26 protein-coding genes and 1 tRNA gene are annotated in these 26,943 nt (G+C 70.1%); 15 read left to right on the top strand and 12 right to left on the bottom strand.

The genetic code is table 11. The features are described from left to right. Positions 1 to 19: 19 nt before the first annotated feature. A complete protein-coding gene (locus E2C06_RS02920; RefSeq protein WP_206664407.1) occupies positions 20 to 925 on the bottom strand; it encodes a DMT family transporter in 906 nt (301 codons plus the stop codon). A gap of 116 nt (positions 926 to 1,041) precedes the next feature. On the opposite strand from E2C06_RS02920, the gene E2C06_RS02915 reads away from it, so the two are divergent. Both E2C06_RS02915 and E2C06_RS02910 read left to right on the top strand, forming a co-directional pair. Next, on the top strand, positions 1,042 to 1,860 hold the full coding sequence (locus tag E2C06_RS02915) for a metallophosphoesterase family protein (RefSeq protein ID WP_133287070.1): 819 nt from the start codon (positions 1,042 to 1,044) through the stop codon (positions 1,858 to 1,860). A gap of 17 nt (positions 1,861 to 1,877) precedes the next feature. Continuing rightward, positions 1,878 to 2,561 carry a substrate-binding domain-containing protein gene (locus E2C06_RS02910; protein ID WP_133287069.1) on the top strand — a complete coding sequence of 228 codons (684 nt, stop codon included), beginning with the start codon at positions 1,878 to 1,880 and terminating at the stop codon, positions 2,559 to 2,561. A 59-nt stretch (positions 2,562 to 2,620) separates the two neighbouring features. Here E2C06_RS02910 and glnA read toward each other — a convergent pair whose 3' ends face one another. Together glnA and E2C06_RS02900 are read right to left on the bottom strand one after the other, a co-directional pair. Then, complete coding sequence (glnA, locus tag E2C06_RS02905; protein ID WP_133287068.1) at positions 2,621 to 4,042, bottom strand: type I glutamate--ammonia ligase; 1,422 nt, start codon at positions 4,040 to 4,042, stop codon at positions 2,621 to 2,623. Between the two features lie 258 nt (positions 4,043 to 4,300). Next, entirely contained in the window at positions 4,301 to 4,639 is a 339-nt protein-coding gene (locus tag E2C06_RS02900; protein WP_133287067.1) for a P-II family nitrogen regulator, read from the bottom strand. A gap of 361 nt (positions 4,640 to 5,000) precedes the next feature. On the opposite strand from E2C06_RS02900, the gene E2C06_RS02895 reads away from it, so the two are divergent. From E2C06_RS02895 to E2C06_RS02885, 3 genes are all read left to right on the top strand, one after another. Then, positions 5,001 to 6,194, top strand: coding sequence for an aminotransferase (locus tag E2C06_RS02895; protein WP_133287066.1), 1,194 nt, complete (start codon positions 5,001 to 5,003; stop codon positions 6,192 to 6,194). Between the two features lie 47 nt (positions 6,195 to 6,241). Continuing rightward, positions 6,242 to 6,317: transfer RNA gene (locus E2C06_RS02890), tRNA-His, on the top strand. Positions 6,318 to 6,384: 67 nt separating this feature from the next. Further along, the gene (locus E2C06_RS02885) at positions 6,385 to 7,170 is read left to right on the top strand and encodes an SDR family NAD(P)-dependent oxidoreductase (protein WP_133287065.1); all 786 of its coding nucleotides are present in this window, start codon (positions 6,385 to 6,387) and stop codon (positions 7,168 to 7,170) included. 115 nt (positions 7,171 to 7,285) lie between these two features. On the opposite strand, the gene E2C06_RS02880 is transcribed toward E2C06_RS02885, so the two are convergent. Beyond that, entirely contained in the window at positions 7,286 to 7,639 is a 354-nt protein-coding gene (locus E2C06_RS02880; protein ID WP_133287064.1) for a hypothetical protein, read from the bottom strand. A 176-nt stretch (positions 7,640 to 7,815) separates the two neighbouring features. Between E2C06_RS02880 and E2C06_RS02875 the strand changes: the two genes are divergently transcribed. Both E2C06_RS02875 and E2C06_RS02870 read left to right on the top strand, forming a co-directional pair. Next, positions 7,816 to 8,628 (top strand): aspartate dehydrogenase, encoded by an 813-nt coding sequence (locus E2C06_RS02875; protein WP_133287063.1) that lies wholly within the window; start codon positions 7,816 to 7,818, stop codon positions 8,626 to 8,628. Positions 8,629 to 8,652: 24 nt separating this feature from the next. Then, entirely contained in the window at positions 8,653 to 9,762 is a 1,110-nt protein-coding gene (locus tag E2C06_RS02870; protein ID WP_133287062.1) for an MFS transporter, read from the top strand. Between the two features lie 122 nt (positions 9,763 to 9,884). On the opposite strand, the gene E2C06_RS02865 is transcribed toward E2C06_RS02870, so the two are convergent. From E2C06_RS02865 to E2C06_RS02855, 3 genes are all read right to left on the bottom strand, one after another. Continuing rightward, complete coding sequence (locus E2C06_RS02865) at positions 9,885 to 10,121, bottom strand: hypothetical protein (RefSeq protein ID WP_133287061.1); 237 nt, start codon at positions 10,119 to 10,121, stop codon at positions 9,885 to 9,887. A gap of 914 nt (positions 10,122 to 11,035) precedes the next feature. Continuing rightward, positions 11,036 to 12,211 carry a M20 aminoacylase family protein gene (locus tag E2C06_RS02860; RefSeq protein ID WP_133287060.1) on the bottom strand — a complete coding sequence of 392 codons (1,176 nt, stop codon included), beginning with the start codon at positions 12,209 to 12,211 and terminating at the stop codon, positions 11,036 to 11,038. A 142-nt stretch (positions 12,212 to 12,353) separates the two neighbouring features. Then, the gene (locus E2C06_RS02855; protein WP_133287059.1) at positions 12,354 to 14,054 is read right to left on the bottom strand and encodes a dihydroxy-acid dehydratase; all 1,701 of its coding nucleotides are present in this window, start codon (positions 14,052 to 14,054) and stop codon (positions 12,354 to 12,356) included. A 216-nt stretch (positions 14,055 to 14,270) separates the two neighbouring features. Between E2C06_RS02855 and rplM the strand changes: the two genes are divergently transcribed. Continuing rightward, positions 14,271 to 14,747 carry a 50S ribosomal protein L13 gene (gene rplM / locus E2C06_RS02850; protein WP_133287058.1) on the top strand — a complete coding sequence of 159 codons (477 nt, stop codon included), beginning with the start codon at positions 14,271 to 14,273 and terminating at the stop codon, positions 14,745 to 14,747. Between the two features lie 2 nt (positions 14,748 to 14,749). Beyond that, complete coding sequence (gene rpsI / locus E2C06_RS02845) at positions 14,750 to 15,244, top strand: 30S ribosomal protein S9 (protein WP_133287057.1); 495 nt, start codon at positions 14,750 to 14,752, stop codon at positions 15,242 to 15,244. A 58-nt stretch (positions 15,245 to 15,302) separates the two neighbouring features. On the opposite strand, the gene E2C06_RS02840 is transcribed toward rpsI, so the two are convergent. Next, positions 15,303 to 15,800 carry a hypothetical protein gene (locus E2C06_RS02840; protein WP_133287056.1) on the bottom strand — a complete coding sequence of 166 codons (498 nt, stop codon included), beginning with the start codon at positions 15,798 to 15,800 and terminating at the stop codon, positions 15,303 to 15,305. A 191-nt stretch (positions 15,801 to 15,991) separates the two neighbouring features. Here E2C06_RS02840 and argC point away from each other — a divergent pair, with 191 nt between their 5' ends. Together argC and E2C06_RS02830 are read left to right on the top strand one after the other, a co-directional pair. Beyond that, positions 15,992 to 16,945, top strand: coding sequence for an N-acetyl-gamma-glutamyl-phosphate reductase (gene argC / locus E2C06_RS02835; protein ID WP_133287055.1), 954 nt, complete (start codon positions 15,992 to 15,994; stop codon positions 16,943 to 16,945). Continuing rightward, positions 16,942 to 17,478 carry a gamma carbonic anhydrase family protein gene (locus E2C06_RS02830; protein WP_133287054.1) on the top strand — a complete coding sequence of 179 codons (537 nt, stop codon included), beginning with the start codon at positions 16,942 to 16,944 and terminating at the stop codon, positions 17,476 to 17,478. The genes argC and E2C06_RS02830 overlap by 4 nt, the downstream gene beginning before the upstream one ends. Before the next feature lie 141 nt (positions 17,479 to 17,619). Here E2C06_RS02830 and E2C06_RS02825 read toward each other — a convergent pair whose 3' ends face one another. From E2C06_RS02825 to E2C06_RS02815, 3 genes are all read right to left on the bottom strand, one after another. Then, positions 17,620 to 19,134 carry a tripartite tricarboxylate transporter permease gene (locus E2C06_RS02825; protein WP_133287053.1) on the bottom strand — a complete coding sequence of 505 codons (1,515 nt, stop codon included), beginning with the start codon at positions 19,132 to 19,134 and terminating at the stop codon, positions 17,620 to 17,622. A gap of 91 nt (positions 19,135 to 19,225) precedes the next feature. Further along, on the bottom strand, positions 19,226 to 19,756 hold the full coding sequence (locus E2C06_RS02820; RefSeq protein ID WP_133287052.1) for a tripartite tricarboxylate transporter TctB family protein: 531 nt from the start codon (positions 19,754 to 19,756) through the stop codon (positions 19,226 to 19,228). Positions 19,757 to 19,781: 25 nt separating this feature from the next. After that, entirely contained in the window at positions 19,782 to 20,747 is a 966-nt protein-coding gene (locus E2C06_RS02815) for a Bug family tripartite tricarboxylate transporter substrate binding protein (protein WP_241671085.1), read from the bottom strand. Between the two features lie 276 nt (positions 20,748 to 21,023). On the opposite strand from E2C06_RS02815, the gene E2C06_RS02810 reads away from it, so the two are divergent. The 4 genes from E2C06_RS02810 (at position 21,024) to E2C06_RS02795 (ending at position 24,934) form a co-directional block, all read left to right on the top strand. After that, on the top strand, positions 21,024 to 22,538 hold the full coding sequence (locus tag E2C06_RS02810) for an acyl--CoA ligase (RefSeq protein ID WP_133287050.1): 1,515 nt from the start codon (positions 21,024 to 21,026) through the stop codon (positions 22,536 to 22,538). 70 nt (positions 22,539 to 22,608) lie between these two features. Continuing rightward, the gene (locus E2C06_RS02805; RefSeq protein WP_133287049.1) at positions 22,609 to 23,586 is read left to right on the top strand and encodes a 2-dehydropantoate 2-reductase; all 978 of its coding nucleotides are present in this window, start codon (positions 22,609 to 22,611) and stop codon (positions 23,584 to 23,586) included. A gap of 155 nt (positions 23,587 to 23,741) precedes the next feature. Then, positions 23,742 to 24,302, top strand: coding sequence for a hypothetical protein (locus E2C06_RS02800; protein ID WP_133287048.1), 561 nt, complete (start codon positions 23,742 to 23,744; stop codon positions 24,300 to 24,302). Then, complete coding sequence (locus E2C06_RS02795) at positions 24,302 to 24,934, top strand: hypothetical protein (RefSeq protein ID WP_133287047.1); 633 nt, start codon at positions 24,302 to 24,304, stop codon at positions 24,932 to 24,934. Before E2C06_RS02800 ends, E2C06_RS02795 begins: the two co-directional genes overlap by 1 nt. Before the next feature lie 73 nt (positions 24,935 to 25,007). Here E2C06_RS02795 and E2C06_RS02790 read toward each other — a convergent pair whose 3' ends face one another. After that, positions 25,008 to 26,810 (bottom strand): PHA/PHB synthase family protein, encoded by a 1,803-nt coding sequence (locus E2C06_RS02790; protein ID WP_133287046.1) that lies wholly within the window; start codon positions 26,808 to 26,810, stop codon positions 25,008 to 25,010. Positions 26,811 to 26,943: the final 133 nt, after the last annotated feature.

Genomic DNA, 26,943 nt, shown 5'->3' with positions numbered 1-26,943 from the left:
CCGGCGCGACCGGCAAGCCTCAGGCGCGCGCGGCCGCCCGCTCCCGCGCCCGCACGCGCTCGCGGTGCACGGTGTAGAGCCCGCTGCCGATGATCACCGCGGCGCCCAGCAGCGTCCCGCCATCCGGCACGGACGAGAAGATCAGCCATCCCAGCGACGTCGAGAACAGCAGCTGCACATAGGAGAAGGGTGCCAGCGCCGAGGCCGCGGCCTGCCGGTAGGCCAGGATGACGATGTACTGCCCGAGCGAGGAGCAGATGCCATGCGCGAGACCTAGGCCGAGCTGCGGCAGGTTCGGCACCACGAATCCGAAGGGCACCAGCGCCGAGAGGATGACAAGGCCGGTGCCGGCCGACCCCAGCACCGTCGTCTCGGTCCGGTCGCCCGCGCCCATGCGGCGGGTGATAACGATGGTTGCGGCCCAGCAAAGCGCCGATGCCAGCGGAAACAGCGCCGCCGACTGGATCGCCCCGCTGCCTGGGCGGATCACGATCAGCACGCCGAGGAACCCGGCCGCGACCGCCGCCCAGCGCCTTACGCCGACCTTCTCGCCGAGGAAGATGATCGACAGCGCGGTGACGAAGCCGGGCGAGATGTAGCTGATGGCGGTCGCCTCGGCGATCTGCAGGTGGCCCAGCCCGGCAACGAAGAGCACTGCGGAGCCGACCAGCGTGACTCCGCGCAGCAGTTGCAGCCGCAGCCGTTTCGGCCGCTGCCGCAGCACCCGGCCATGCGCCGCCAGCCCGAAGGCCAGCACGACGAAGACGATGTAGCGCAGCCACGCGATCTCCACCGCCGGCAGGCCCTGCAGCCGCAGCAGCTTCGCCATGGCGTCGGAGACGGAGAAAAGCACCACGGAGGCGAGGATGAGGAGGATGCCGCGCAGCACCCGCTCGGGCGCCGCGTCGGTGGTGGTCGCGCTCAATGCGAAGTCCTTGCCGGCCGCTTCCAGCATAGGGCGCGGGCCGGTCGAAGTCCCGCATGCGGCACTTCACGATTTTCCCGTGCTAGCCTTGCGGGCAGGGCCGGGGAGGGCGCCAGGTGACCAGCATATTGCAGATATCGGACACGCATCTTTCGCCGCGGACGATGCTGTTCCGGCAGAACCTGGCGCTGCTCGGCGACTGGGCGGCGGCGGCGCGGCCGGACCTGATCGTGGTGACCGGGGACCTCTCGCTCGACGGCGCCGACCGCGATGCGGACCTCGACTTCGCCGCCGGGCTGCTGCGTGCGCTGCCGGCGCCGCTGCTGGTCCTGCCGGGCAACCACGATGTCGGCAGCGACCCGCGCACCATGCCGGCCCAGCCGGTCGATGCGGCGCGGCTGGCGCGCTTCCGTAGCCTGGCCGGGGAGGACATGTGGCGGCGCGACCTGCCGGGCTGGCGCCTCGTCGGGCTGAACACCGAGATCATAGGCACCGGCTTGGCCGAGGAGGCGGCGCAGGCCGGCTTCGTCGCCGAGGCCGCCGCCGGCATCGGCGACCGGCGCCTCGCCGTATTCCTGCACACCCCGGCCTTCACCACCGCGCCGGAGGACCCGGCCTTCGACTACTGGTCGGTGGCGCCCGAGGCGCGCGCCGCGCTGCGCCCCCTGCTCGAGCATCCCGGGCTGCGCCTGGTCGCCTCCGGCCACCTCCACCTGCACCATCGTTTTGCCCGCGGCGCGGTCTGCTATGCCTGGGCTCCGCCGGTTTCCTTCCTCTGTGAGCCGGAGATGCAGCCGGGTCTGCCGGGGGACCGGCTGCCGGGCGCGCTGCTGCACCGGTTGGGCGAGGATGCCGCGGAGACCGCCCTGGTCGCGCCGGCGGGGCTGGCGCATCACTGGCTGGAAGACGTCCGGCCCGAAACCTATCCACGCTGAGCCCAGGAGGCTGCCGCATGACCACCCCACCCATCCGGGTCCTTTCCACGCTCGGCGTGCTCGGCGTGGTGCGCGACCTGCTGCCGGCGGCGGAGGCGGCGGGCTTCCGCCCGGAGATCCGCTTCGACCCGACGGCACGCCTGGTCGCGGCGATCGAGGCGGGGGAGCGGGCCGACATCGCCATCCTGACCGCCGAGGGCATCGCGGCGCAGGCGGCGGCAGGCGTGCTGGACGGCGCGGGCCGGGTCGATCTCTGCCGCTCCTCGGTCGGCGTCGCGGTGCGGGCGGGCGCGCCGCATCCCGACATTGCGACGCCCGAGGCATTCCGCGCCGCGCTGCTGGCGGCGCCGAGCCTGGCCTATTCCCGCGCCGGGGCCAGCGGCATCTTCTTCGCCGGGCTGATCGAGCGGCTGGGCATCGCCGCCGAGGTCAATGCCAAGGCGACCGTGATCCCGCAGGGCTTCACCGCCGAGCTCGCGGCGCGCGGCGAGGTGGCGCTGGCGATCCAGCAGGTGAGCGAGCTGATGGCGATCCCGGGCGTCGAGATCGTCGGCCCGGTGCCGGAGGCGATCAATACCCGCGCGGTCTTCACCGCGGCACTGTTCGCGGGCGCCGATGCGCGCGCGGCGGCCCTGTTGCGCTGGCTGGCCGCGGCGCTGACGGCCGACCTGCTGCGCGCCGGCGGGCTGGAGCCGGCCTGAAACGGAAAAGGCCCCGCCGTCGCCGGCGGGGCCCTCCTGCGTCGCCGAAGCCGGTCCGGTCAGACGGAGTAGTACATCTCGAACTCGACGGGGTGCGGGGTGTGCTCGAAGCGGTAGACCTCCGACCACTTCAGCTCGATGTAGCTCTGGATCTGGTCGAGGCTGAAGACGCCGCCTTCCAGCAGGAAGTCGTGGTCGGCCTCGAGCGCGCCCAGCGCCTCGCGCAGCGAACCGCAGACCGTCGGGATGCCCTTCAGCTCCTCCGGCGGCAGGTCATAGAGATCCTTGTCCATCGGGTCGCCTGGATGGATGCGGTTCTTGATGCCGTCCATCGCCGCCATGGTCAGCGCGGCATAGGCCAGGTACGGGTTGGCCGAGGCATCCGGGAACCGCACCTCGACGCGCTTCGCCTTCGGGCTCGTCGTATAGGGGATGCGGCAGGAGGCCGAGCGGTTGCGGGCCGAATAGGCCAGCAGCACCGGCGCCTCGAAGCCCGGGATCAGCCGCTTGTAGCTGTTGGTCGAGGGGTTGGTGAAGGCGTTCACCGCCTTGGCGTGCTTGATGATGCCGCCGATGGCGTAGAGGCAGAGCTCCGACAGGTCGGCATAGCCGTTGCCGGCGAACAGCGGCTTGCCTTCCTTCCAGATGGACAGATGAGTGTGCATGCCCGAGCCGTTGTCGCCGTAGATCGGCTTCGGCATGAAGGTCGCGGTCTTGCCGTAGCTGTGGGCGACGTTGTGAACGCAGTACTTGTAGATTTGCATCTGGTCGGCCATCGTCGTCAGCGTGCCGAACTTGGTGCCCAGCTCGTGCTGCGACTGCGCCACCTCGTGGTGGTGCTTCTCGATCGGCAGGCCCATCTCGCCCATGGTCGAGAGCATCTCGGCGCGCAGGTCGACGTCGCCGTCGACCGGCGCCACCGGGAAGTAGCCGCCCTTCACGCCGGGGCGGTGGCCCATATTGCCTTCCGGGTATTCCTTCATCGACGACCCCGGGCCCTCGACGCTCTCCAGGAAATGGCTGGCGAAGTTGCCGCCGGTGCCGAAGCGGACGCTGTCGAAGACGAAGAACTCGGCCTCGGCGCCGACCAGGACGCTGTCGCCGACGCCGGAGGAGGCGACATAGGCCTCGGCCAGCTTGGCGGTGGCGCGCGGGTCGCGGGCGTAGAACTGGCCGGTCGAGGGCTCGATGATGTCGCAGAACAGGATCAGCTGCGGCTTGGCGCTGAACGGGTCCATGCAGGCGTTCACCGGGTCCGGCATCAGGATCATGTCGGACTCGTTGATCGCCTTCCAGCCGGCGATCGAGGACCCGTCGAACATGATGCCGTCGACGAAGGTATCCTCATCGACCGTCGAGATGTGCTGGGCGGTGTGCTGCCACTTGCCGCGCGGGTCGGTGAAGCGGAAGTCGACGTATTCGACGCTGTGCTCCTTGATCATTTCCATGACCTTGGAGATGGCGGCTGCCTTGTCTGCCATGTAACCTGTACCCCTGACTGGTCCCGGAACCCTTACGGGATTCCCTTTCGCCCCCTCGGCGCGGCGCACGCCGCGACCCGTGCCCCAGGCTCGCGCGCGGCGGCCTGTTGCCCGGGTAATCCGCCGCGAACCGTGGGCTCGTCCCGGTCGCGGCGTGTTCCCGGTGCCCTGGTCCCGGCCATCGCCGCCTGGGCGATGGCCGGGGTATCCAGCGCACCCGTCGTGCAGGCGGCCCGCCCCCGGCCGGCCGCTTGCGGTTCAGACCGCGTCCTCGCCCCGTTCGCCGGTGCGGATGCGGATGACTTCCTGGATCTCCGAGATGAAGATCTTGCCGTCGCCGATGCGGCCGGTCCGCGCGGCCTGCTGGATCGCTTCCACCGCACGGTCCACGAGGTCGTCGGTGCAGATGACCTCGATCTTCACCTTCGGCAGGAAATCGACGACGTATTCGGCCCCACGGTAGAGTTCCGTATGGCCTTTCTGGCGCCCGAAGCCCTTGGCCTCGACGACGGTGAGGCCCTGCAGGCCTATCTCGTGCAGGGCGTCCTTCACCTCGTCGAGCTTGAAGGGCTTTATGATGGCCTCGATCTTCTTCATCGGCTCCGCTTTGCGTTCCGGGTATGGCCTTCGTTCCGAAGCAGTCCCGGCATGACGCTTCCTCCTGACCTCTCCGCCCGTTCCGGCGGTGCCGGCCCAAGGTGTTTTGCACGCCCCGTGCCAAGGGTTCAATCGGCCGCCGGGCCGTAATCCACCGGTTTCTGCCCGAAATGCGCCTGCGGCGGCAGCAATCTGCCTAACCCGGCGGCAAATGCCGTTCCGCCCGCGACTTGCGGCAGGGGAGGCGGGTCCGCATTATGCCGACCGACCCCGGGCCAGGTTCCACGGCCGCCAAAATGCGTCTAGGCAGCGCCCGGATCCATCGAATCCTCCGATCCATCGAGAAAAGGGCAAGGGCGGAATGCAGCCGCAGAACAGCCTGCTGTCGGCCACCGGCACCACCATCTTCACCGTCATGAGCGCGCTGGCGCTGGAGCATGGCGCGATCAACCTCGGCCAGGGCTTCCCCGACTACGACGGGCCCGAGGACGTGATCGAGGCCGCGGCCGCGGCGCTGAAGGACGGCCGCAACCAGTACCCGCCGCTGACCGGGGTGCCGGAGCTGCGCCAGGCCGTCGCCGCCCACAACCGCCGCTTCTACGGGATCGAGGCCGACCCGAATGCCGAGGTCGTCGTCACCTCGGGCGCCACGGAAGCGATCACCGCCTGTCTCATGGCGGTGCTGAACCCGGGCGACGAATGCGTGCTGATCGAGCCGCTCTACGACACCTACCTGCCCGTGGTGAAGCTGCTCGGCGCCATCCCGAAGCTGGTCCGGCTGAACCCGCCGGACTGGGCGCTGCCGCGCGCCGAACTCGCCGCCGCCTTCGGGCCGAAGACCAAGGCGATCCTGTTCAACACCCCGATGAATCCGACCGGCAAGGTCTTCACCGCCGCCGAGCTGGCCTTCATCGCCGAGCTGGTGCAGCGGCACGATTGCTACGCCATCTGCGACGAGGTCTACGAGCACCTGACCTTCGACGGCTGGAAGCACATCCCGCTGATGACCCTGCCGGGGATGCGCGAGCGCTGCATGCGGATCGGTAGCGCGGGGAAGACCTTCAGCCTGACCGGCTGGAAGGTGGGCTACATCACCTGCGACCGCAGCCTCGCGCCCAACGTGGCCAAGGCGCACCAGAACCTGACCTTCACCACGCCGCCCAACCTGCAGCGCGGCGTGGCAGTCGGGCTGCTGAAGGACGACGGCTACTTTGCCGGACTGTCCGCCCACCTGCAGGCCAAGCGCGACCGGCTGGCGAAGGGCCTGGCCGAGCTCGGCTTCGGCGTGCTGCCGACCCAGGGGTCCTACTTCATCACCACCGACTTCCGCCCGCTCGGCTTCAACGGCGACGACGTGGCCTTCTGCCGGGCGCTGACCGAGGAGGCCAAGGTCACCGCCATCCCGGTCACCGCCTTCTATGCCTCGGCCGGAGCTCCCAGCCACTACGCCCGCTTTGCCTTCTGCAAGGGGGAGGCGGTGATCGACGCGGCGCTCGCCCGGTTGCGGCCTTGGGTGGAATCGCGCGGCCGGCAGTTGACGGCGGCGGCCGGCTAGCCTTATTCCCAGCCCCGTCGCGGCGCCAACCGCGGCGGGTCTGTGTGGCGGCCTTAGCTCAGCTGGCAGAGCGTCGGCTTGTGGTGCCGAATGTCACGGGTTCGAGCCCCGTAGGTCGCCCCATCCCCCTCCTTCCCGATCCCGGCCGCTGGCGGCAGGATGACGGGCACCCAAGGGGGGAACCACATCCATGCAGCTTTCACTGAACGGCCGCGCCGCGCTGATCACCGGCGGCTCCAAGGGCCTCGGCCTCGCCATCGCCAAGGCCTTCGCCGGCGCCGGTGGCAAGGTCGCCATCGTCGCCCGCAACGCCGAGCAGCTCGCCACGGCCGAAGCCGAGATCAAGGTCGCGGCGCCGGGCGCCGAGGTTCTTGCCGTCGCGGCCGACATCAGCACCGCCGCCGGCTGCGAGGCAGCCTTCGCCAAGGCCGAACAGGCCTTCGGCCAGGTCGACATCCTGATCAACAACGCCGGCACCAGCCAGCGCGGGCCCTTCCTCGAGGTCTCGGACGCGCTCTGGCAGAACGACCTCGACCTGAAGCTCTTTGCCGCGATCCGGCTGGGGCGGCTGGTCTGGCCGGGGATGCAGGCGCGGCGATGGGGCCGGATCATCAACGTGCTGAACACCGGTGCCAAGGCGCCGCCGGCCGAGGGCGCGCCGACCGCGGTGACGCGCGCCGCCGGCATGGCGCTGACCAAGGTGCAGGCGAACGAGGGCGCCAAGCACAACATCCTGGTGAACGCCATGCTGGTCGGGCTGATCGACAGCGACCAGCACCGCCGCCGCCACGCCGCCAGCAAGACCAACGAGAGCTACGAGGCATGGCTGGGCAAGCTCGGCCAGGCGCTGCCGATGGGGCGCTACGGCCGGCCGGAGGAATTCGCGGCGACCGCGCTGTTCCTCTGCTCGGAGGGCGGCGGCTACATCGCGGGCGTGGCGCTCAACGTCGATGGCGGGCGCAGCCCGGTCGTCTGAGACGAAAAAGGCCGGGGAGAAGGCATTCTCCCCGGACCGCTCATGCATTTCTGTCGGCTGACGCATGGAAAGCGAAGGGTGCTCGGGGGAAGTGCCTCCCCCCGGCCTTCCTTGCTTAGCGGTTGCGCGGATAGGCGCCCGACGTGTTCGAACCGGTCGTCCGATCATAGGCCCGTTCCGCCGCCGTGCCCGGCGGATTCGCCCGCGTACCGTCCCGCTGGGCCGGATAGGCGCCCGAAGTATCGGTGCCCGCGGCGCGGTCGAGCGCCCGCTCCGCCGCCGTGCCGGACGGGTTGTTGCCGGTGCCGTCGGCGCTGGTCTTCGGCGCATCGGTGGCACGGTCATAGGCGCGCTGCAGCGCGGTGCTCGGCGGGTTGCCGCGCGTTCCGTCGCGGGTGCTGTCACAGGCGGCGAGCGTGGTCAGCACCGCGGCGGCGGCCAGGCCGCGCAGCAGGGGGGTGGCGTGCATGAAAGGCGTGCTCCTCGGTATGTTTCGGACCCGCGTCAGGGCTGGTCGTTCCGCATAGCGCGCCGAGGCGCCCATGGTTCCGCCCATGGTTGTGCCAGGCGGCCATCCGGGGGCCTCGTCCCGGCCCCGTGCTTCTGCTAACCGCGACGCCGGCAAGGATTGATGAGGGGCGTCCGATGGCAGGCGAGTTGACGGTGGCGATCGGCGGGCTCGGCGCGATCGGAGCGCATCTGGCGCGGGCGCTGGATGCGGGGGTCGAGGGGCTGCGGCTGGTCGCGGTCGCGGCGCGCGACCAGGACAAGGCGCGGCGTACCGTCGCCGGCTTCCGCTCGGCGCCGAAGCTGGTCGGCCTGGCCGGGCTGGCCGAGCAGGCCGACATCGTCGTGGAGGCGGCGCCGGCCGCGGTCTTCGAGCAGATCGCCGAGGCCGCGATTGCCCGCGGCCGGATCTTCGTGCCGAGTAGCGTCGGCGCGTTGCTGCCGCGGATGCACTTGGTTGCACGGGCGCGGGAAACCGGCGCGCGCATCGTCGTCCCGACCGGCGCGCTGCTCGGGCTGGACGCGGTGCGCGCCGCGGCCGAGGGCAAGGTGGACAGCGTGACCATCGAGACCCGCAAGCCGCCGCGCGGCCTCGAGGGCGCCCCCTACCTGTCCGAGAACAAGATCGACGTCTTCGCCATCACCACGCCGACGGTTGTCTTCAAGGGCAATGCCTTCGACGCGGCCAAGGGCTTTCCCGCCAACGTCAACGTCGCCGCCGCCCTGGCCCTGGCCGGAATCGGGCCGGAGCGCACGATGGTGGAGATCTGGGGCGACCCGACGGTCACGCGCAATACCCACACCATCCGGCTGGAGGCGGAGACGGTGCGGCTGACCATGACGATCGAGAACGTGCCGTCCGAGGAAAATCCGCGCACCGGCAAGATCACCCCGCTCTCGATTCTCGCCTGCCTGCGCGGCCTGACCAGCACGCTGAAGGTCGGGTCCTAGGCGCGGACGCGGGGGGGCGGCCGGGTGCCGCTGCTCGCCTTCGCCTATGTCGCCTTCATCGGACTCGGGCTGCCCGACCCGCTGCCAGGAACCCTCTGGCCGGTGCTCCGGCTCGACTACGGGCAACCGGTGGCGGCGCTGGGGGCGCTTCTGCTGGCGGTCTCGGCTGGGACCATGGTCGCCAGCATCCTCTCCGGCCGCGCCATCGCCGCCTTCGGCACCGGTGGGGTGCTGGCGGCCAGCGTCGGGCTGACCGCCCTGGCGGCGCTCGGCGCGGCCCTGGCGCCGCCCTGGTGGGCGTTGGTGGCGCTGGCGCTGCTCTCGGGCCTCGGCGCCGGGGCGGTGGATGCGGCGATGAACGTCTTCGCCGCGGCCCGCTTCCAGCCGCGCCACCTGAACTGGATGCATGCCTGCTGGGGGATCGGCGCCACGCTGAGCCCGGCCGTCGCCACCGGACTGCTGGCGGCCGGGACGTCCTGGCGGGCGGTTTACCTGACCATCGGGGCGATGCTGGCGGCGCTGTCCCTCGCTTTCGTCCTGAGCCGCGCCCGCTGGGGTGGGCCGGAGCCCGCGGCGGGGCCACGCCTGCCGGCGCTGGCGGTGCTGCGCGACCCGATGGCGCGGCGGCAGATCGCCGCCTTCTTCGTCTATTGCGGCGTCGAGGCCGGCACCGGGCAATGGCTGGCCACCATCCTGGTCGATGCCCGCGGCGCCGGGCCGGCCGCCGCCGGGGCGGCAACGGCGCTGTTCTGGGCGGCGCTGGCTTTGGGCCGCATCGGGCTCGGCTTCGTGGTCGATCGGATGGGGCCGGACCGCATGCTGCGCTGGGCTGTCCTGGTGGCGGCACTGGCCTCGGCCGGCTTCGCCTTCGCGCCGGCGGGGCTGGACCTGGTCGCCGTCGGCCTGCTGGCGGTGGCCTTGGCGCCGCTCTACCCGACGCTGATGGCGCGCACGCCGGCCCGGCTGGGCGCCGCTGCGGCGACTCATGCCGTGGGGTTCCAGGTGGCGGCGGCGACGCTCGGCGCCGGGCTGCTGCCGGCGCTGCTGGGCCTGGCGCCGATCGCCTGGGTGCCGGTGCTGCTGGCGGGGCTGGCGCTGGCGCTGGCGTGGCTTGTCCGGCGGATCGCGGATTAAGGGCAGATCGCCACCGGGCGTGACGGCCCGGCCGCGCGCTTGCGAACCAGGGCCAGGGCGCAAGGGCGGATCGGCGCGCGGATGCTTGAACCCGTGCCGGGCGAGGCGACCCGCCGGGCGCGTCAGCCGGGCGGGGATGCCGCCGCGCCGAGTTGCAGGCCGGCCCTCACCACAGATCGGCCGTCGCCACGTGCCGCCGCAGCCTCCCACGGGCTCGGGCCGCTGCTGCGGATGCGGGCCAGCTGCTGCAGCGCGTTGAACCAGAGCGGCACGCCGAACAGGGTCGAGCAGGCGGTGGTCCGCAAGCCGGCAAGCCACAGCGCGATCGTCCTCACCCAGTCCCATGCGTCGTGCGGCATGGTGACGTTGCTCCGGTCGAACGGCAGGCTCCGGGACCAGAGCTCATACAGCCTCGCGTCATTCTGCTGCTGCGGATCGGCCGGCGGCTGTCCGGTAACGGCAGGAGATGCCGGGGCAGGGGCCCTGGTCGGGCCAGGGGTGCCGGCGCTGACCGCGTCCGCCAGGGACGCCGACAGCCCCGGTTGCACCCAGAGCTGCTGGCCACCGCCGGCGCATTCACGTTCCTGCCGGCCGCGAGCAGCGGCGCGGCCGGGCACTTCCAGAACTGGACACGCCGCTTGTAGCCGCCGCCCACGCGATCCAGAGCGCTGTCGAACCAAGCGGCGGTGCCGGAGCGGAACCGCGCCACGTCGCCTATCGCGCGGGCCAGCGGGCCGGTCAGGAACCGCTCGACCTTGGGGTCCTCAACATGCGCCAGCGCTGCCTCGCGCTGCTCGGGTGTCCCCAGGACATCGACCAGCGCCGCGGCAAGTTGCGCGGGCTCGACACAGGCGGGCCGATTCGCGTTCAGCTGGCCGTTTGGCGCCACGGTTTGCAGGGGGGGGGCCACCGCCGGATGCCGCAGCACCTTCGCGGCGACGCCGTGCAGCTGCATGTCGTCCAGCATGTGGCCGGTGCCTGCGACCAGGGTCTCCGACCGCCAGCCCCGGGGCCGGGGCCAGGGCTTCGACGATCACCCCCGCCAGCAGGCTGAAACTTCCCAAGGTGAGGGCGGGGTCGATGAACAGTGTGGGGATCGGATCGAGCGACCGCATGGACGGACCATCCAGAGCGGTTGCGCGCCAGGATCCTGGTCCAGCACCGCCCGGCGGGCCCGTGCGGCTTGCTGGGCAGCCCGGCCGAGCGATGCGCCGGGACACAGTCCCGGCGCGGCCGCGCGGCGGGCGGGGACGGTGCCCGGCCGCCCGCACCCCTATGCGCGCGGCAGCAACTGCTCGGCCAGGGTCGCCCAATAGCTGGCGCCGACTGGCAGCACCGCGTCGTTGAAGTCATAGCGCGGGTGGTGCACCTGGGGGTCGGCCGGTCCGCGCCCGGCGCCGAGCATGATGTAGTTGCCGTCCTTGGCGTTCAGCATGAAGGAGAAATCTTCGCCGCCCATGGTCGGCCGCGGCATCTCCTGAACCTGCACGTCGCCGGCCACCGCCTGCGCCGCCCTGACCGCCAGCCGCGTGCTCTCGACCTCGTTCACCGTCGCCGGGTAGCCGCGGTCGAAGACCGCCTCGGCGGTCGCGCCGAAGGCCGCGGCGATGCCGGTGACGAGCGAGGTGAACTTCGCCTCCAGCAGGTCGCCGACCTCCGGCTTGAACCAGCGGGCGGTGCCGCGCAGCGTCACCTCCTGCGGGATGACGTTCCAGGTATCGCCGCCCTGGATATGGCCGATGGTGACGACGCCGGATTCGACCGGGTCGACGTTGCGCGCGACGATGCTCTGCAGCGCGGTGACGATCTGGGAGGCGATGACGATCGGGTCGTTGCCCTGGTTCGGCATGGCGCCGTGCGCACCCTTGCCGGTAATGGTGGCGCGGAGATTGGCGGTCGCCGCCATGACCGGGCCGTTCCGCCAAAGGAAGACGCCTTCCGGCGCGCCGGGCCAGTTGTGCATCCCGAAGACCCGCTCCATTGGGAAGCGGTCGAACAGGCCCTCCTGCACCATGACGTTGCCGCCGCCGCCGGCCTCCTCGGCTGGCTGGAAGATGACATAGACGGTGCCGGAGAAGTTGCGGGTCTCCGCCAGGTAGCGCGCCGCGCCGAGCAGCATGGTGGTGTGGCCGTCATGGCCGCAGGCATGCATCTTCCCCGGCACGGTCGAGGCATGCGGCAGCCCCGTGGCCTCGAGGATGGGCAGCGCGTCCATGTCGGCGCGGAGGCCGATGGCACGGGTGCTGCTCCCCTGGCCGCGGATGACGCCGACGACGCCGGTCTTGGCGATGCCGGTGATCACCTCGTCGCAGCCGAACTCGCGCAGCTTCGCGGCGACGATGCCGGCGGTGCGGACCTCCTCGAAGGCGGTTTCGGGATGGGCATGGAAGTCCCGCCGCCAGGCGGTGAGCTCGGGGTGGAATTCGGCGATACGGTTGAGAACGGGCATGGTTGCCTTCCCGGCAGATTGGCAGACCCTATTGGGCGCGGAGACGCCGGTTGCAAGGGGCGGGCTCGCCCGACCCCAACCAGATCAGCCGTGCCTCGGGCCGGCGACCCGACCCGGGTGCCGCTTTTGCCGGCGGCCCGGCTCAGGCGCCTTCCGGCCGCAGGAAAGCCAAGTCCGCGCCCTCCGGCGCCTGCAGCACTTGGTCGTGCACCAGTTGGTCCCAGCCGCGCCGCGGCCGGGCCGGCGGCGTCCAGGCAGCGCGGCGGCGGGCGAGCTCGGCCTCCTCGACCAGCAGGTCGAGCCGCCGCTCCTTGACCGAAAGCCGCACCCGGTCGCCGGTCTCGACCAGCCCGAGCGGCCCGCCGGCGGCGGCCTCGGGCGAGATGTGCAGCACGATGGTGCCGAAGGCGGTGCCCGACATCCGGCAGTCGCTCATCCGCACCATGTCCTTGACGCCCTGCCGCGCCAGCTTCTTCGGGATCGGCAGGTAGCCGGCTTCCGGCATGCCGGCCGGGGTGAGGGGGCCGACATTCTTCAGCACCAGGATGTCGCTGGCGGTGACGTCGAGCGCGTCGCTGTCGATCCGCGCGGCGAGGTCGGCAAGGCCGTCGAAGACCACGCAGCGCGCCTCGGACTCGAACAGCGCCGGGGTCGCCGCGCTGCGCTTCAGGATGGCGCCGTCCGGCGCCAGGCTACCGAAGAGCGAGACCAGGCCGCCGACCGGCGAGACCGGGGCGCTGCGGCCGCGGATGATCGCGCGGTCCACCCAAGGCGTGCCCGCATCGATCTGCTCGGCCAGCGTCCGGCCGTAGAGGTCGATGGTGTCGAGGTGCAGCAGGTCGCGTAGCTCCCGCAGCAGCGCCACCATGCCGCCGGCGGCGTGAAAATCCTCCATGTAGCCCTCGCCGGTCGGCTTCAGGTCGACCAGGACAGGGGTTTCCTCGCTGAGGGCATCGAGCCGCCTGAGGTCGATTTTCACCCCCACCCGGCCGGCGATGGCGGTCAGGTGGATCAGCGCATTGGTCGAGCCGCCGAGGGCGAGCAGCACGCGGAGTGCATTCTCGACCGATTTTGCGGTGATGAGCTGGGAGGGGCGGACGGGGTGGGTGATCAGCCGCACCGCCAGCTCCCCGGCCTCCTCGGCCATCCGCAGCCGGTCGGAATGCACCGCCGGCGCGCTGGCCGCCATCAGCGGCATGAAGCCGAGCGCGGCGGCAAGGCAGGCCATGGTGGAGGCGGTGCCCATGACGCCGCAGGTGCCGGAGGTCGTCGCCAGCTTGCCCTCGATCTGGCCGATCCGCTCGGCCGAGACAGTGCCGGCGCGGTACTGCGCCCAGTAGCGGCGGCAATCGGTGCAGGCGGCCAGCCGCTCGCCCTCGAAGCGCTGCGCCAGCATCGGGCCGGTGACCAGCATGACGCTCGGCACGTCGGCGCTGGCGGCCGCCATGAGCTGGGCCGGCACGGTCTTGTCACAGCCGCCGATCAGCACCGCGGCGTCCATCGGCTGGGCCGTGAGCATCGCCTCGGTGTCGAGCGCCATGAGGTTGCGGTAGTGCATGGAGGTCGGCGTCAGCGAGGGCTCGCAAAGGCTGACGGTGGGGAAGCCGAGCGGCAGGGCACCGGCCCCGAGCACGCCGCGCTTCACCGCCTCGACCAGCTCGGGCACGCTGCGGTGGCAGTTGTTGTAGTCCGAGGCGGTGTCGGCGATGCCGACCACCGGCTTTTCCAGCGCCTTCCGCGAGTAGCCCATGGACGCCGCGAAGGTGCGCCGGAGATAGAGCGAGAACTCGCGGTCGCCGTAATTGGCGACGTTGCGGGCCAAACCTTTCGAATCGTCGGTCACTCGCTTCCTCCCTCGGCGCCGCTCGGCACGCGTCGCCGCCATGATACTGCGGGCACGGCGGGCGGCCAGCCTCCGCGGGCGTGGGGCTGCCGGGGCGGCCGCGCGTGGTTTGTGGTATCATGATACCGTTGCGACGAAAGCCGCCTTTTCCCTTGACCTACGCGCGGTCGGGGGCCATAAGCCGCGCCTCTTCCCCCATCCGGACCGATCGAGACGATGTCGCTGCTAGAGACGCAGACCCGCTCGCTGAAGCCGGCGGAGGTGCAGAAGGGGTGGTATGTGGTGGATGCGGAGGGCCTCGTGCTCGGCCGCCTCGCCACGGTCATCGCCATGCGTCTCCGCGGCAAGCACAAGCCCCAGTTCACCCCGCATGTCGACTGCGGCGACCACGTGATCGTGGTCAATGCGCAGAAGGTCAAGGTGACCGGCCAGAAGGCGGAACAGTCCGTCTTCTACTGGCACACCGGCTATGCCGGCGGCATCAAGGAGCGCACCGTGCGCGAGCGGCTCGAGGGCAAGCACCCCGAGCGCGTCGTCGAGAAGGCGGTCGAGCGGATGATCACCCGCGGTCCGCTGGGCCGCGCCCAGATGAAGAACCTGCACGTTTATGCCGGGCCCGAGCACCCGCATGCCGGGCAGCAGCCGGTCGCGCTCGACGTCGCCGGCATGAACCGCAAGAACAAGGTGGCCTGAGCATGAGCGAGCAGATCACCGGCACGCTCGCCGATCTGAAGACGCTGGTGCAGGGCACCCCTGCCGCCGGCGAGAACTCCATGGTTCCGCGCACCCCGAAGCGCGACCAGTGGGGCCGCGCCTATGCCACCGGCCGCCGCAAGAACGCCGTGGCCCGCGTCTGGGTGAAGCCCGGCAAGGGCAACATGGAGATCAACGGCAAGCCGGTCCTGACCTACTTCGCCCGGCCGGTGCTGCGGATGCTTCTCTCCCAGCCCTTCCTGGTGGCGGACCGCTACGAGCAGTTCGACGTCATCGCCACGGTGACCGGCGGCGGGCTGTCCGGCCAGGCCGGCGCGGTGCGCCACGGCATCAGCCGCGCGTTGACCAACTACGAGCCGGATCTGCGGCCGATCCTGAAGAAGGCCGGCTTCCTGACCCGCGACCCGCGCGTGGTCGAGCGCAAGAAGTACGGCAAGGCGAAGGCCCGCCGGTCCTTCCAGTTCAGCAAGCGCTGAGCCTGCACCCCGAGAAGGGTCCCGGCAGCGATGCCGGGGCCTTTTTCAATTCTCCCAGTCAAACGGCAAATTCGACCAGCCGCGTGGCGCCATCGATCTCGTGCAGCTGGCCCGGCGGAGCGGCCGCGGCGCGGCGATACTCGATTCGGCAGCTGCCACGGCCGTAATCCGCTTGGTATTCGATGGTGGTGCCCGGGCGCGGCTCGATGAAGCCGGTGTTGCAGCCGCGCGCCGGACCGTGCCAGCCGCCGAGCTGCCGGGCGATGCCCTCCATCTCCGCCTGCCAGGCGGCCAGCCGGTTGCCGGCTTCGGGGTAGCGGCCGGCATGGTTGCAGGACCCGTAGAGCGCCAGGATCGGCCCGGCCCCGTGCCGCGCCATCAGGTCACGCAGCGCCGCGACGGCACCGTCTCGAGCCGCCGGGACCGCGGATTCGAGATGGACGCCGAACAGCGCCCCCGCGGTCATCGCCACCACGCCGAGGCCCTGCGGCTGATGCGGGAAGCCGAGCGACGCAGGGTCGGTCCCGGCCTCGAACGCGTTGAGATAGACGGGCATCCCTGGCCTCTCCCCCTTCTTGGTTCAGGCATTCAGCGCAAGAAGCCAAGGGCAATTCAAGGATGGCGTCGCGGCGGATCGTTGCGGAGCGATGGCCGCGGTGCATGGCAGGGCTGCGGCCGGCCGGCCCGGCGGGTCTTGCATCGCCCGGCGCTTTTGCGCCCTATGCGAGTGCGTGAGGAGTGCGCGACATGGCCAAGGGCAGCATCCCGACGGTGTTCATCGATGGCGAGGCCGGGACCACCGGCCTGCAGATCCGCGAGCGGCTGGAGCTGCTGCCGCATGTCGCCGTCCGATCCATCGCCCCCGAGCGCCGCAAGGATCCTGGGGCGCGGCGCGAGATGATGGCCTCGGTCGACCTGGTTGTCCTCTGCCTGCCGGACGAGGCGGCAAAGGAGAGCGCGGCGCTGGCCGCCTCGCTCGGCGCCGAGGCGCCCAAGGTGCTGGATGCCAGCACCGCCTTCCGGGTGAATCCCGACTGGGCCTATGGCCTGCCGGAGCTGTCGCCGGAGCAGCCGGCGAAGATCGCGGCGTCCATGCGCGTCTCCAATCCCGGCTGCTACCCGACCGGGGCGATCCTGCTGCTGCGCCCGCTGATCCAGGCGGGGCTGCTGCCGGCCGACTACCCGGTCACGGTGAATGCCGTCTCCGGCTATTCCGGCGGCGGCAATGCGATGATTGCGGCCTATGAATCCCGCACCGCGCCGGAATTCGAGCTCTACGGGCTCGGTCTCGAGCACAAGCACGTCGCCGAGATGCATTACTACACCGGCCTGACGCGCCGGCCGATCTTCGTGCCCAGCGTCGGCGACTTCCGCCAGGGCATGATCGACAGCATTCCGCTGCACCTCGACCTGCTGACCGGCGGCCCGGCGCCGGCGGATCTCGAGTCGGTGCTGACCGCGCGCTATGCCGGCAGCGCCTATGTCCGCGTGGTGAAGGCCGAGGCCAAGCTGGAGCCGGAGGCCATGAACAACACCAACCAGCTGGAACTCCGGGTGCACGGGAATGCCGCGCGCGGCCAAGCAGTGCTGACGGCGCGCTACGACAACCTGGGCAAGGGCGCCTCGGGCGCGGCGGTGCAGAACCTTGGCCTGATGCTCGGCATCGCCGTCGAAACCCGACTGCCGGCCGCGGCCGAATGACCGACGTCTCGCCGCCCTTCTATCCCTTTGAGGGCAAGGCCCCGGCGGTGCACGACACCGCCTGGGTCGCGCCGACGGCGGCCGTCATCGGCGACGTCACCATCGGGGCCGGCAGCAATGTCTGGTATCACTGCGTGCTGCGCGGCGACACCAACTTCATCCGCATCGGCGCCGGCACGAACATCCAGGATGGCACCATCATCCACGTGAACCGGGCCGCCGAGGCCACCATCATCGGTGACCATGTCACGGTCGGTCATGCCGCCATCATCCATGCTTGCACGCTAGAGGATTTCGCCTTCGTCGGCATGGGCGCCACAGTGCTGGACGGCGCGGTGATGGAAGAAGGGGCGCTGCTGGCGGCCGGCAGCGTGCTGCCGCCGCGCAAGCGAATGGGAAAGTACGAGTTCTGGGTTGGCAACCCGGCGAAGTTCGTGAGGGTGCTGGGCGAAGAGGAGCGCGCGCGCTTCGGCAAGACGGCGCCGCACTACGTGGAACTCGCCGGCCGGCATAGGGCGACGCTGGCCGGATGAAGGAAGATCGGGGGAGAAGATATTCTTCCCCGAACCCCTCATCTATTCGTCTGGGTCGGCTGCTGTCGCGCGTCGAGTGCCAGACTCACGGAAAGGAAAAGTGGGGCTTGGGGAGGGAATACCCTTCCCTCCCCGATTTTCTCAGGCGGCACGCGCGCGCCCCATGCCCGAGGCGATGACGCCGCGCAGCCAGCCCAGCAGCGGCCAGGCCAGCAACGCGATGCCGGCAGCCATGATCCCGCCGCTCAGCCAGTTGTGGAAGAAGATGCCCATGCTGCCCTCGCTCACCAGCAGCGACTGGCGGAAGGCCTCCTCCGTCCGGTCGCCGAGGACCAGCGCCAGCACCAGCGGCGCAAGCGGGTAATCCAGCTTCTTCATGACATAGCCGACCACGCCGAAGATCAGCATCAGCACGATGTCGAACTCGGCATTGCTGACCGTGTAGGCGCCGATGGCGCAGACCGTGAGGATCAGCGCGGCGATGATCGGGAAGGGCACCCGAAGGATGGCGGCGAACCAGGGCACCGCCACCAGCACCACCAGCAGCCCGGCGATGTTGCCGAGATACATGCTGGCGATCAGCCCCCAGACGAACTCCTTCTGCTCGACGAAGAGCATCGGGCCCGGCTGCAGGCCCCACATGATCAGCCCGCCGAGCAGCACCGCCGCGGTCGGCGAGCCTGGCACGCCTAGGGTCAGCATCGGCAGCAGCGCCGAGGTCCCTGCGGCATGCGCCGCGGTCTCGGGCGCGATCACGCCCTCGATCTTGCCATGGCCGAAGCCGGCTGGATCCTTCGACATCTTGCGGGCGACGCCATAGGACATGAATGAGGCCGGGGTCGCGCCGGCCGGGGTGATGCCCATCCAGACGCCGATGATCGCCGAGCGCGCCGCCAGCAGCGCATGCTTCGGCATTTCCTTCCAGGTGCGCAGCACGACCTTGAGGTCGATCTTCGCCTTCTGCCCCTTGAAGCTCAGCCCGTCCTCGATCGAGCAGAGGATCTCGCTGATGCCGAAGAGGCCGATGACCGCAACCAGGAAGTCGAAGCCGCGGATCATCTCGCTCGACCCGAAGGTCATGCGAAGCTGGCCGGTCACGGTATCCATGCCGACGGCCGCCAGCAGGAAGCCGAGCATCATCGCCGCCAGCGACTTGAGCGGCGAGCCCTTGGCCATGCCGACGAAACTGGCGAAGGAGAGGAACATCACAGCGAAGAATTCGGGCGGCCCGAAGCGCAGCGCGAAACCGGCGATCACCGGCGCGACGAAGGTGATCATGACGACAGCGACAAAGGCACCGACGAAGGAGGAGGTGAAGGCCGCCGTCAGCGCCTCGCCCGCGCGGCCCTGCTGGGCCATCGGGTAGCCGTCGAAGGTGGTGGCGACCGACCAGGGCTCGCCAGGGATGTTGAACAGGATGGAGGTGATAGCGCCGCCGAACAATGCGCCCCAGTAGATGCAGGACAGCATGATCACCGCCGAGACCGGCGGCATGGCGAAGGTGAGGGGCAGCAGGATGGCGATGCCGTTGGCACCGCCGAGACCCGGCAGCACGCCGATCAGCACGCCGAGCACGACACCGATCAGCATCAGCAGCATGTTGTCGGGCTGCAGGGCCACCGCGAAGCCCTGCATCAGCAGGCCGATTTCTTCCATGGGAGGCTAGTTCCGTCAGGACCGCGGTCGGCGAGGCCAACTGGCCTCACCGTGCGGAATGGGCGCGATGTTGGGGAAGGGGTGCGGCGGCTCAGAAGCCGAGCATGTCCTCGAGAGGACCCTTGGGCAGGCCGACCAGGAACCAGATCTCGAAGGTGGCGAAGGCGACCACCGCCGTGGCGAGCCCGGCCGGCACGGCGCTGCGCCAAGTGAAGTCGCCGAGCTTCATCATGAAATAGGCAACCAGCACGGCGGAGGCGACATAGAGGCCGGTGATCGGAATGGCCGCGACATAGAAGACGGTCGGGATCAGCACCGACAGCACCAGCCGCAGCTGCGGCCAGGTCACGAACATCTTGCCGGCGTGCTCGCCCCGGCCGCGCAGGATCGGCAGCAGGTTGGCGAAGCTGGTTCCGGCCAGGATGATGCCCAGCCAGAACGGGAAATAGCCGGATTGCGGGCCATCCGCGCCCCAGCCGGCACCGATCCGGGCGCTGTCCCAGATCGCCGCCGCGCCGACCAGCGCGAGGGTGACGGAGGTGGCGACTTCCATGGCGTTGCGGGTGATGCCCTGCGCGGTGCTGCGGACGACCGGGGCCATCTCGAGGGTCGTGGTGCTCATCTGCGGTATTCCCCTTGATCGTCGACTACGAAGGCTGGGCCAGGAAGCCGGCTTCCTGCATCAGCGTCTTGTGGCGCTCGTCTTCCTTGGTCAGCCAGGCACGGAAGGCATCGCCCGTCAGGGTCGTGGTGTTGAAGGCGCCCTGCTGGATCAGCTCCTTCCACTCCGGCGTCTCGCGCACCTTGGCCATGAGCCCTTCGTAGAAGGCGACCTGCTCAGGCTTCACGCCGGCCGGCATGAAGATCCCGCGCAGCATCAAGTAGTCGACATCAAGGCCCTGCTCCTTGCAGGTCGGGATGTCGGACCAGGACTGGGTGTCCGTCATCTTCTCGGTGCCGGCCAGGCGCTTGTCGTCGAAGACGCAGAGCGGCCGCAGCGCGCCGGAGCGCCAATGCGTCACCGCCTCGATCGGGTTGTTGACGGTGGCGTCGATATGCCCGCCGACCAGCTGTACCGCGACCTCCCCGCCGCCGCGGAACGGGACATAGGTGAAGGGCGCCCCGCTGGACTTGGTGATGGCGGCGGCGATGATCTGGTCTTCCTGCTTCGAGCCGGTGCCGCCAAGCTTGAGCCGTTGGTCCTTCGCCGCGGCGATCACGTCCGCGACCGTCTTCCAGGGCGAGTCCGCCTTCACCCAGAGCACGAACTCATCGAGCGCCATCATGGTGACGGGGGTGAGGTCCTTCCAGTTGAACGGCACGCCGGTCGCCAGCGGCGTCGCGAAGAGGTTGGACAAGGTGATCACCAGCATATGCGGGTTGCCGCGGGCACCCTTGGCCTCGAGGAAGCCCTCGGCACCGGCGCCGCCGGCCTTGTTCACCACCACCATCGGCTGCTTCATCAGGCCGTGCTTGGAGACGATGCCCTGGATGACGCGTGCCATCTGGTCGGCGCCACCGCCGGTGCCGGCGGGGATGATGAACTGAACCGGTCGCATCGGCTCCCAGCCCCGCTGCGCCCGGGCGCCTGGAGCCAGGATGGCGGGGGCCATGGCTGCCCCCAGAAGCACCGAACGACGGCTCGTACCCAACTTCATTCCACTTTTTCCCGGCAGGTCTTGAGGCGCAGAACTATGTCGCCGAACACGCGCTGCGCCGCGGCGTTGCCCCGGACTCGGACCGAAAGTCAGGTAAAGCAACGAAAAGCGTGTAAAACGTGCCGAAAATTTCGTGTTTGGTCGCGCGACGTCCGGGCGCTGCGCTCTTGCCGTCGCCGGGCGGCTGATGCACAGGAGCGCCGCCGAGGCCCGCCGAGGGGAAAGATTGCCATGACCGCCAGCACCATCGCCGCCCTGCTCGCCGCCGGCGCAGCCGACCGCCCCGCCATCCGCGCGCCGGAGCGCCCCTCGCTCAGCTATGCTGGGTTGCGCGCCTTGGCGGAGCGAACGGTGGCCGGGCTGAACGGGATCGGCATCGGCCGCGGCGACCGGGTGGCGATCGTGCTGCCGAACGGGCCGGAAATGGCGGCTGCCTTCGTCGCCATCGCCTGCGGCGCCACCACCGCCCCGCTGAACCCCGCCTATAAGGACGAGGAGTTCGAGTTCTACCTGACCGACCTGAAGGCCAAGGCCCTGATCGCGCTGCAGGGCTGGGAGACGCCCGCCCGCGCGGTGGCGCAGCGGCTCGGCGTGCCGGTGGTCGAGCTGGTACCGGGCGAGACGGCGGGCGACTTCAGCCTGTCGGGCGGCAGCAAGGGCAGCACGGCGCAGCCGGGCCAGGCCGGGCCGGACGACGTGGCGCTGGTGCTGCACACCTCCGGCACCACGGCGCGGCCGAAGATCGTGCCGCTGACCCATACCAACGTCACGGCCTCGGCCGGCAACATCGCCCGGACGCTCCGGCTGGGCCAGGACGATGCCTGCCTCAACGTCATGCCGTTGTTCCATATCCACGGGCTGATGGCGGCGACGCTCGCCTCGCTGGCCGGCGGCGGCGCGGTGATCTGCACGCCGGGCTTCAACGCACTGCGCTTCTTCGCGCTGCTCGATGCCGAGCGTCCCAGCTGGTACACGGCGGTGCCGACGATGCACCAGACCATCCTGGCGCGGGCCGAGCGCAATGCCGAGATCATCGCCCGCGCGCCGCTGCGCTTCATCCGGTCCTCCTCGGCCTCGCTGCCGGCGCAGGCAATGAAGGACCTGTCGACGGTCTTCTCCGCCCCGGTGATCGAGAGCTACGGCATGACCGAGGCCAGCCACCAGATGTGCAGCAACCCGCTGCCGCCCGGCGCGCAGAAGCCCGGCATCGTCGGCCTGCCGGCGGGGCCCGAGGTCGCCATCATGGACGACGACGGCGACCTCCTGCCGCAGGGCTCGATCGGCGAGGTCGTCATCCGCGGCCCGAACGTCACCAAGGGCTACGAGGCCAATCCGGAGGCGAATGCCAAGGCCTTCACCAAGGGCTGGTTCCGCACTGGCGACCAGGGCATGTTCGACCGCGACGGCTACCTGATGCTGACGGGGCGTCTCAAGGAGCTGATCAAGCGCGGCGGCGAGCAGGTGTCCCCGCTGGAAGTGGACGGCGTGCTGTCCGAGCATCCTGCGGTCGCGCAGGCGCTCACCTTCGGCATCCCGCACCCAATGCTGGGCGAGGAGGTCGGCGCCGCGGTGGTACTGCGAGAGGGCATGACGGTCACCGACCGCGAACTGCGCGACTTCGCGGCGAAGCACCTGGCCGACTTCAAGGTGCCGCGAAAGGTCATCTTCCTCGACGAGATCCCGAAGGGCGCGACCGGCAAGCTGATGCGGATCGGCCTGGCTGAGAAGCTCGGCATCACGGCCTGAGGGTGCGGCGCTCCGATCGCGGGGCACCGCAGTGAAGCGAGGAGCGTAGCGTGAATCGGAAAGCCCAGTCATGAAGATCTGCGTCTTCGGTGCCGGTGCGATCGGCGGGCTCATGGCAGCCAGGCTTGCAGCCAAGGGAGAGACCGAGGTCACCGTCATTGCCCGCGGCCCGCACCTCGCGGCGATGCAGGCCAATGGCCTGAAGCTGATCTCGGACGGTCAGGAAACGGTGGTGCGTCCTCGCTGTGTGGCGTCTGCCGCCGAGGCCGGCCGCCAGGATTATGTCGTCATCACCCTGAAAGCCCCTGCGCTGGCCGGAGCGGCGGCGCAGATGCAGCCGCTGATCGGGGAGGGGACGACGATCGTCTCGGCGGTCAACGGCGTGCCGTGGTGGTATTTCTATAAGCTCGCCGGCCCGTATGAGGGCCGCCGCGTCGAGAGCGTCGACCCGACCGGCGAGGTCGGCCGGCTGCTGCCGCCGGAGAAGGTGCTCGGCTGCATCATCTACCCCGCCGCCGAGGTGTCCGAACCCGGCGTCATCGAGCACACCTACGGCGACCGTTTCACGTTGGGCGAGCCGGACGGCAGCCGCTCGGATCGCGCCATGGCGTTGTCGGCGGCGCTGTCCGCGGCCGGCTTCAAGGCGCCGGTGCGGCCGAAGATCCGCGACGAGATCTGGGTCAAGCTCTGGGGCAACCTGGCCTTCAACCCGCTGAGCGCACTGACCACCGCGACGCTCGACGTCATCACCGGCGATGCCGAGCTGCGCGCGGTCTGCCGGCAGATGATGCTGGAAGCGCAGGCCGTGGCCGAGTCGCTCGGCGTCCGCTTCGCCATCGATGTCGACAAGCGGATCGCCGGCGCCGCCGAGGTAGGCGCGCACAAGACCTCCATGTTGCAGGACCTTGAGCGCGGCCGGCCGATGGAGGTCGATGCGCTGCTCGGCAGCGTCGTCGAGCTGGCCGGGATCACCGAGGTGCCGGCACCGACCTGCCGCACCGTGCTGGCGCTGCTGCGAACCCGCGCGCGGCTGGCGGGCTGCTATTGACCGCATCAATTGCGCGGTGACACGTTAAAGCGTCGGCAAATATGTCGGGTTCCAGAAGGTCGCATGATGCGATCGGGTGTCAGTGCGTTTCGACTAGCGGTTGTGTCAACCGGGAGAGCCATTGCTCGCCGCCACGAACCATGGAGACTTCGCGCATGAGCAAGGCTTTCCTGCCGCTGGCCCTTCTTCTGGCCGTGGCGGCCTGTGGGCCGCAGCCGCCGCAGGTCACTGCCAGCCTGCCGGCCGATGCGATCCTCGGCGCGGGAGACCCGCTGCGGAGTGCCGCGGCCAATACCTCGGTCGTTTTCGGCGCGCCGCAGCAACTCGCCGGCCGTCCCGCGGAGGCGGCGCGCGCGGTGGCACAGATGGAATACCTGGCGGTTCAGATCCCGGACAACCCCCGCTTCCCCGGCATCTCGCCCACCGCCGGCAGCCAGTTCGCCGCGGCGCGGCGCGAATGGCGTGGCGCGCTCGGCATCCCGGCGGAGCAGCCGCCCCAGGCGGTGATCGAATCGCTCTACGCCGCCTCCCGGGCGCTGCAGGCGGGGCAGCGGGACGCCGCAGCAGCGGCGTTGCCGGCGAATGTCTTCCCGCAGGGCGGGCAGACCACGCTGCTCCGCCTCGCCTCGCTGCCCCGCCTGCCATTGACCAACGACGCGGCAGTGACTGCCTCGCAGACGCTGCAGCGCAGCGAAGCCAACCGTGGGCGATTCTGATGCGGCGCGGCGCCCTGTTCCTCCTCGTGCTAGCTGCCGGCTGCGCCGAGATGAAGCAGGCGCCGCCTGCCCTCCCCACCGCGGCGCTTGCGCCCGGCAGCGCCGATGGCGTGCGCGGATCGATCGAAGCGATGGCGCCTGCCTTCGCTGACCGTGCACGCGGCCTGGCGGGCCGCCCGGCCGCGGCGGCGCAGGCCGCGGCGCAGCTCGAATTCATCACGGCCGCCATCCCGCGCGACCCGCGTTACGCGCCGATCCCCGAAGGCGTGCGGCGGGAGCTGCTGCTGGCCCGGCAGGAGCTGCGCGATGCGCTCGGCACCGACGAGGACGCGACGCCCGAGGTGGTGGTGCCGGCGCTGCTGGCGGCGGCCGCCGCCCTGCGGGCGGGCGACCAGGCGCGGGCCGCGCGCGCCCTGCCGGCGCCGACCTTCCGTCCCGGGGGGGCGCGCAGCGTCGCCCGGCTCGGCGAGCTCGGCCCCCTGCCGCAGGCGGACAACGCGAGCGCCATGGTGCAGCGGGAGGTGGCGCGGCTGGATGCCGAGGGGCGCTGGCTCGGTGTTCGGCCGGTGGATGCCAGTGGCAACCTCATCACCACCTTCGGCCTCGGCGGCAATACCGGCGTCGGCTACTGACACCGGCTGGGCGCGGGCCGGGCGAGTCGCTGCAGACCTCGACGCCCTGCGACGCCGCAATCATGGGCGCGCGTCAGTCGGTCGCCATCACCTTCACGTAGCTGCCTGGCGCATCCTCGATCGCCGGCAGCTTGCCGGTGCCCGGCACCCGGGCCGGAATCTGGTCCTTGTTCAGCGCGGTGACCCAGCGGTGCCAGTCCGGCCACCAGGAGCCGGCCAATTCGGTGGCCCCCTTGAACCAGTCCTCCGGATCGGGCGGCAGGGACTCGTTCACCCAGTGGCTGTACTTGCCGCTGTCGGGCGGGTTCACCACGCCGGCGATGTGGCCGCTGGCGGCAAGGACGAAGCGCACCGGCCCGGCATAGATCTGCGTCGCGCGGTAGGTGCTCTTCCAGGGCGCGATATGATCCTCCCGCGTCGAGATCAGGTAGCTCGGCACCTTGATCCTGCGCAGGTCGACCGCCTCGCCGAGCAGCTCCAGTGCCCCCGGCTTCACCAGGTCGTTCTGCTGGTACATGTGGCGCAGGTAGTAGCTGTGCATCCGGGCCGGCATGCGCGTGCTGTCGTCGTTCCAGTACAGCAGGTCGAAGGGGAAGGGCTCCTGTCCCAACAGGTAGTTGTTCACCACGAAGGACCAGATCAGGTCGTTGGCGCGGAGCATGTTGAAGGTCGTCGCCATCTCGCGGCCTTCGAGGTAGCCGTGCTTCTGCATCCGCTCCTCGAGGCAGTGCAGCTGCTCCTCGTCGATGAAGACGCCGAGCTCCCCGGCCTCCGCGAAATCGGTCATGGTGACGAAGTAGGTGGCCGACGTGATGCGGGTGTCGCCCTTCGCCGCCATGTGCGCCAGCGTCGTCGCGAGCAGCGTGCCGCCCAGGCAATAGCCGATGGCGTTCACCTGGTTCTCGCCGGTTGCCTGCTCGATCGCCGTGAGGGCGTCGTAGATGCCCTCCTGCATGTAGTCCTCGAAACCCTTCTCGGCGAGCGTCGCATCGGGGTTGACCCATGAGGTGACGAAGACCGTGTGCCCCTGGTCCACCGCCCAGCGGATGAAGGAATTCCGCGGCCTGAGGTCGAGGATGTAGAATTTGTTGATCCAGGGCGGCAGGATCAGCAGCGGCCGCTTCAGCACCGTGGGCGTGGTCGGCGCATACTGGATCAGCTGCATCAGGTCGTTCTGGTAGACGACCTTGCCAGGCGTCACCGCGATGTTCTCGCCGACCCGGAATTTGCTGTCGTCCGACATGCGGATGCGCAGCCTGCCCTTGCCGCGCTCGAGGTCGGCCAGCAGGTGCGACAGGCCCTTCAGCAGGTTCTCGCCGCCGGTCTCGGCGGTGCGGCGCAGCACCTCCGGGTTGGTCAGCAGGAAGTTGGACGGGCTCATCGCATCGACGAACTGCCGCGTGTAGAAATCGACCTTCTGCGCCGATTTGGGGTCGAGGCCCTCGACCCCCCCGACCACGGTCTGGAAATAGCGCGCGCTCAGCAGGTAGGACTGCTTGATGAAGTCGAAGACCTCGTTCTCCCGCCAGGCCTCGTCCTTGAAGCGGCGGTCGCGCGGGTCCTCGGCGATCACCGGAGGGGTCTCGGCGCCCATCATCCGCCGCGCGGTGTTCTGCCAGAGCGTCAGGTAGTCCTGCCAGAAGCCCAGCTGCGCCTGCATCAGCCGGGCCGGGTTGGCCATCAGCCGGGCGGTCATGTCGAGAAAGGCGCCGCCGATGTTCAGCGGGTCGGGGGTGGAATCGGACTCGGCTTGGCGCTTCAGGAAGTCGGTGACGATCCGCTGCCCGCGCTCCGCCACCTCCGACATGGTGCGAGTCACCAGCGCCGGGTCGGGCAGCCGGAACTGCGGGTGGTCGGGCGTCTTTTCCTGATCCATGACCTATCCTACCGCGTCGGCGCGCGATCGCTCCAGCCTGGCACCCTTTATGGTCCTGTGACGAATCGCAATAAGTCGCGCCGGAGGGTTTCGACCGTCCATTGCCCCGTGTCCGGGTTTTGTCCATGCCCGC

The organism is Dankookia rubra (genome assembly GCF_004355005.1).
Lineage (GTDB): Bacteria > Pseudomonadota > Alphaproteobacteria > Acetobacterales > Acetobacteraceae > Paracraurococcus > Paracraurococcus ruber_A.
The sequence above is the reverse complement of the archived record's forward strand: the minus strand, read 5'-3'. Positions and strand labels throughout refer to the sequence as shown.

What these genes read in the sequence shown, in the direction of transcription:
- E2C06_RS02840 (WP_133287056.1), bottom strand. Translation starts at nt 15,800, where the DNA reads ATGCCCGTCTATCTCAACGCGTTCGAGGCCGGGACCGACCCTGCGTCG.
- E2C06_RS02895 (WP_133287066.1), top strand. Translation starts at nt 5,001, where the DNA reads ATGCAGCCGCAGAACAGCCTGCTGTCGGCCACCGGCACCACCATCTTC.
- E2C06_RS02885 (WP_133287065.1), top strand. Translation starts at nt 6,385, where the DNA reads ATGCAGCTTTCACTGAACGGCCGCGCCGCGCTGATCACCGGCGGCTCC.
- E2C06_RS02875 (WP_133287063.1), top strand. Translation starts at nt 7,816, where the DNA reads ATGGCAGGCGAGTTGACGGTGGCGATCGGCGGGCTCGGCGCGATCGGA.
- glnA (WP_133287068.1), bottom strand. Translation starts at nt 4,042, where the DNA reads ATGGCAGACAAGGCAGCCGCCATCTCCAAGGTCATGGAAATGATCAAG.
- E2C06_RS02825 (WP_133287053.1), bottom strand. Translation starts at nt 19,134, where the DNA reads ATGGAAGAAATCGGCCTGCTGATGCAGGGCTTCGCGGTGGCCCTGCAG.
- E2C06_RS02880 (WP_133287064.1), bottom strand. Translation starts at nt 7,639, where the DNA reads ATGCACGCCACCCCCCTGCTGCGCGGCCTGGCCGCCGCCGCGGTGCTG.
- E2C06_RS02830 (WP_133287054.1), top strand. Translation starts at nt 16,942, where the DNA reads ATGACCGACGTCTCGCCGCCCTTCTATCCCTTTGAGGGCAAGGCCCCG.
- argC (WP_133287055.1), top strand. Translation starts at nt 15,992, where the DNA reads ATGGCCAAGGGCAGCATCCCGACGGTGTTCATCGATGGCGAGGCCGGG.
- E2C06_RS02790 (WP_133287046.1), bottom strand. Translation starts at nt 26,810, where the DNA reads ATGGATCAGGAAAAGACGCCCGACCACCCGCAGTTCCGGCTGCCCGAC.
- rplM (WP_133287058.1), top strand. Translation starts at nt 14,271, where the DNA reads ATGTCGCTGCTAGAGACGCAGACCCGCTCGCTGAAGCCGGCGGAGGTG.
- rpsI (WP_133287057.1), top strand. Translation starts at nt 14,750, where the DNA reads ATGAGCGAGCAGATCACCGGCACGCTCGCCGATCTGAAGACGCTGGTG.
- E2C06_RS02800 (WP_133287048.1), top strand. Translation starts at nt 23,742, where the DNA reads ATGAGCAAGGCTTTCCTGCCGCTGGCCCTTCTTCTGGCCGTGGCGGCC.
- E2C06_RS02865 (WP_133287061.1), bottom strand. Translation starts at nt 10,121, where the DNA reads ATGCCGCACGACGCATGGGACTGGGTGAGGACGATCGCGCTGTGGCTT.
- E2C06_RS02795 (WP_133287047.1), top strand. Translation starts at nt 24,302, where the DNA reads ATGCGGCGCGGCGCCCTGTTCCTCCTCGTGCTAGCTGCCGGCTGCGCC.
- E2C06_RS02820 (WP_133287052.1), bottom strand. Translation starts at nt 19,756, where the DNA reads ATGAGCACCACGACCCTCGAGATGGCCCCGGTCGTCCGCAGCACCGCG.
- E2C06_RS02815 (WP_241671085.1), bottom strand. Translation starts at nt 20,747, where the DNA reads ATGGCCCCCGCCATCCTGGCTCCAGGCGCCCGGGCGCAGCGGGGCTGG.
- E2C06_RS02805 (WP_133287049.1), top strand. Translation starts at nt 22,609, where the DNA reads ATGAAGATCTGCGTCTTCGGTGCCGGTGCGATCGGCGGGCTCATGGCA.
- E2C06_RS02860 (WP_133287060.1), bottom strand. Translation starts at nt 12,211, where the DNA reads ATGCCCGTTCTCAACCGTATCGCCGAATTCCACCCCGAGCTCACCGCC.
- E2C06_RS02910 (WP_133287069.1), top strand. Translation starts at nt 1,878, where the DNA reads ATGACCACCCCACCCATCCGGGTCCTTTCCACGCTCGGCGTGCTCGGC.
- E2C06_RS02810 (WP_133287050.1), top strand. Translation starts at nt 21,024, where the DNA reads ATGACCGCCAGCACCATCGCCGCCCTGCTCGCCGCCGGCGCAGCCGAC.
- E2C06_RS02900 (WP_133287067.1), bottom strand. Translation starts at nt 4,639, where the DNA reads ATGAAGAAGATCGAGGCCATCATAAAGCCCTTCAAGCTCGACGAGGTG.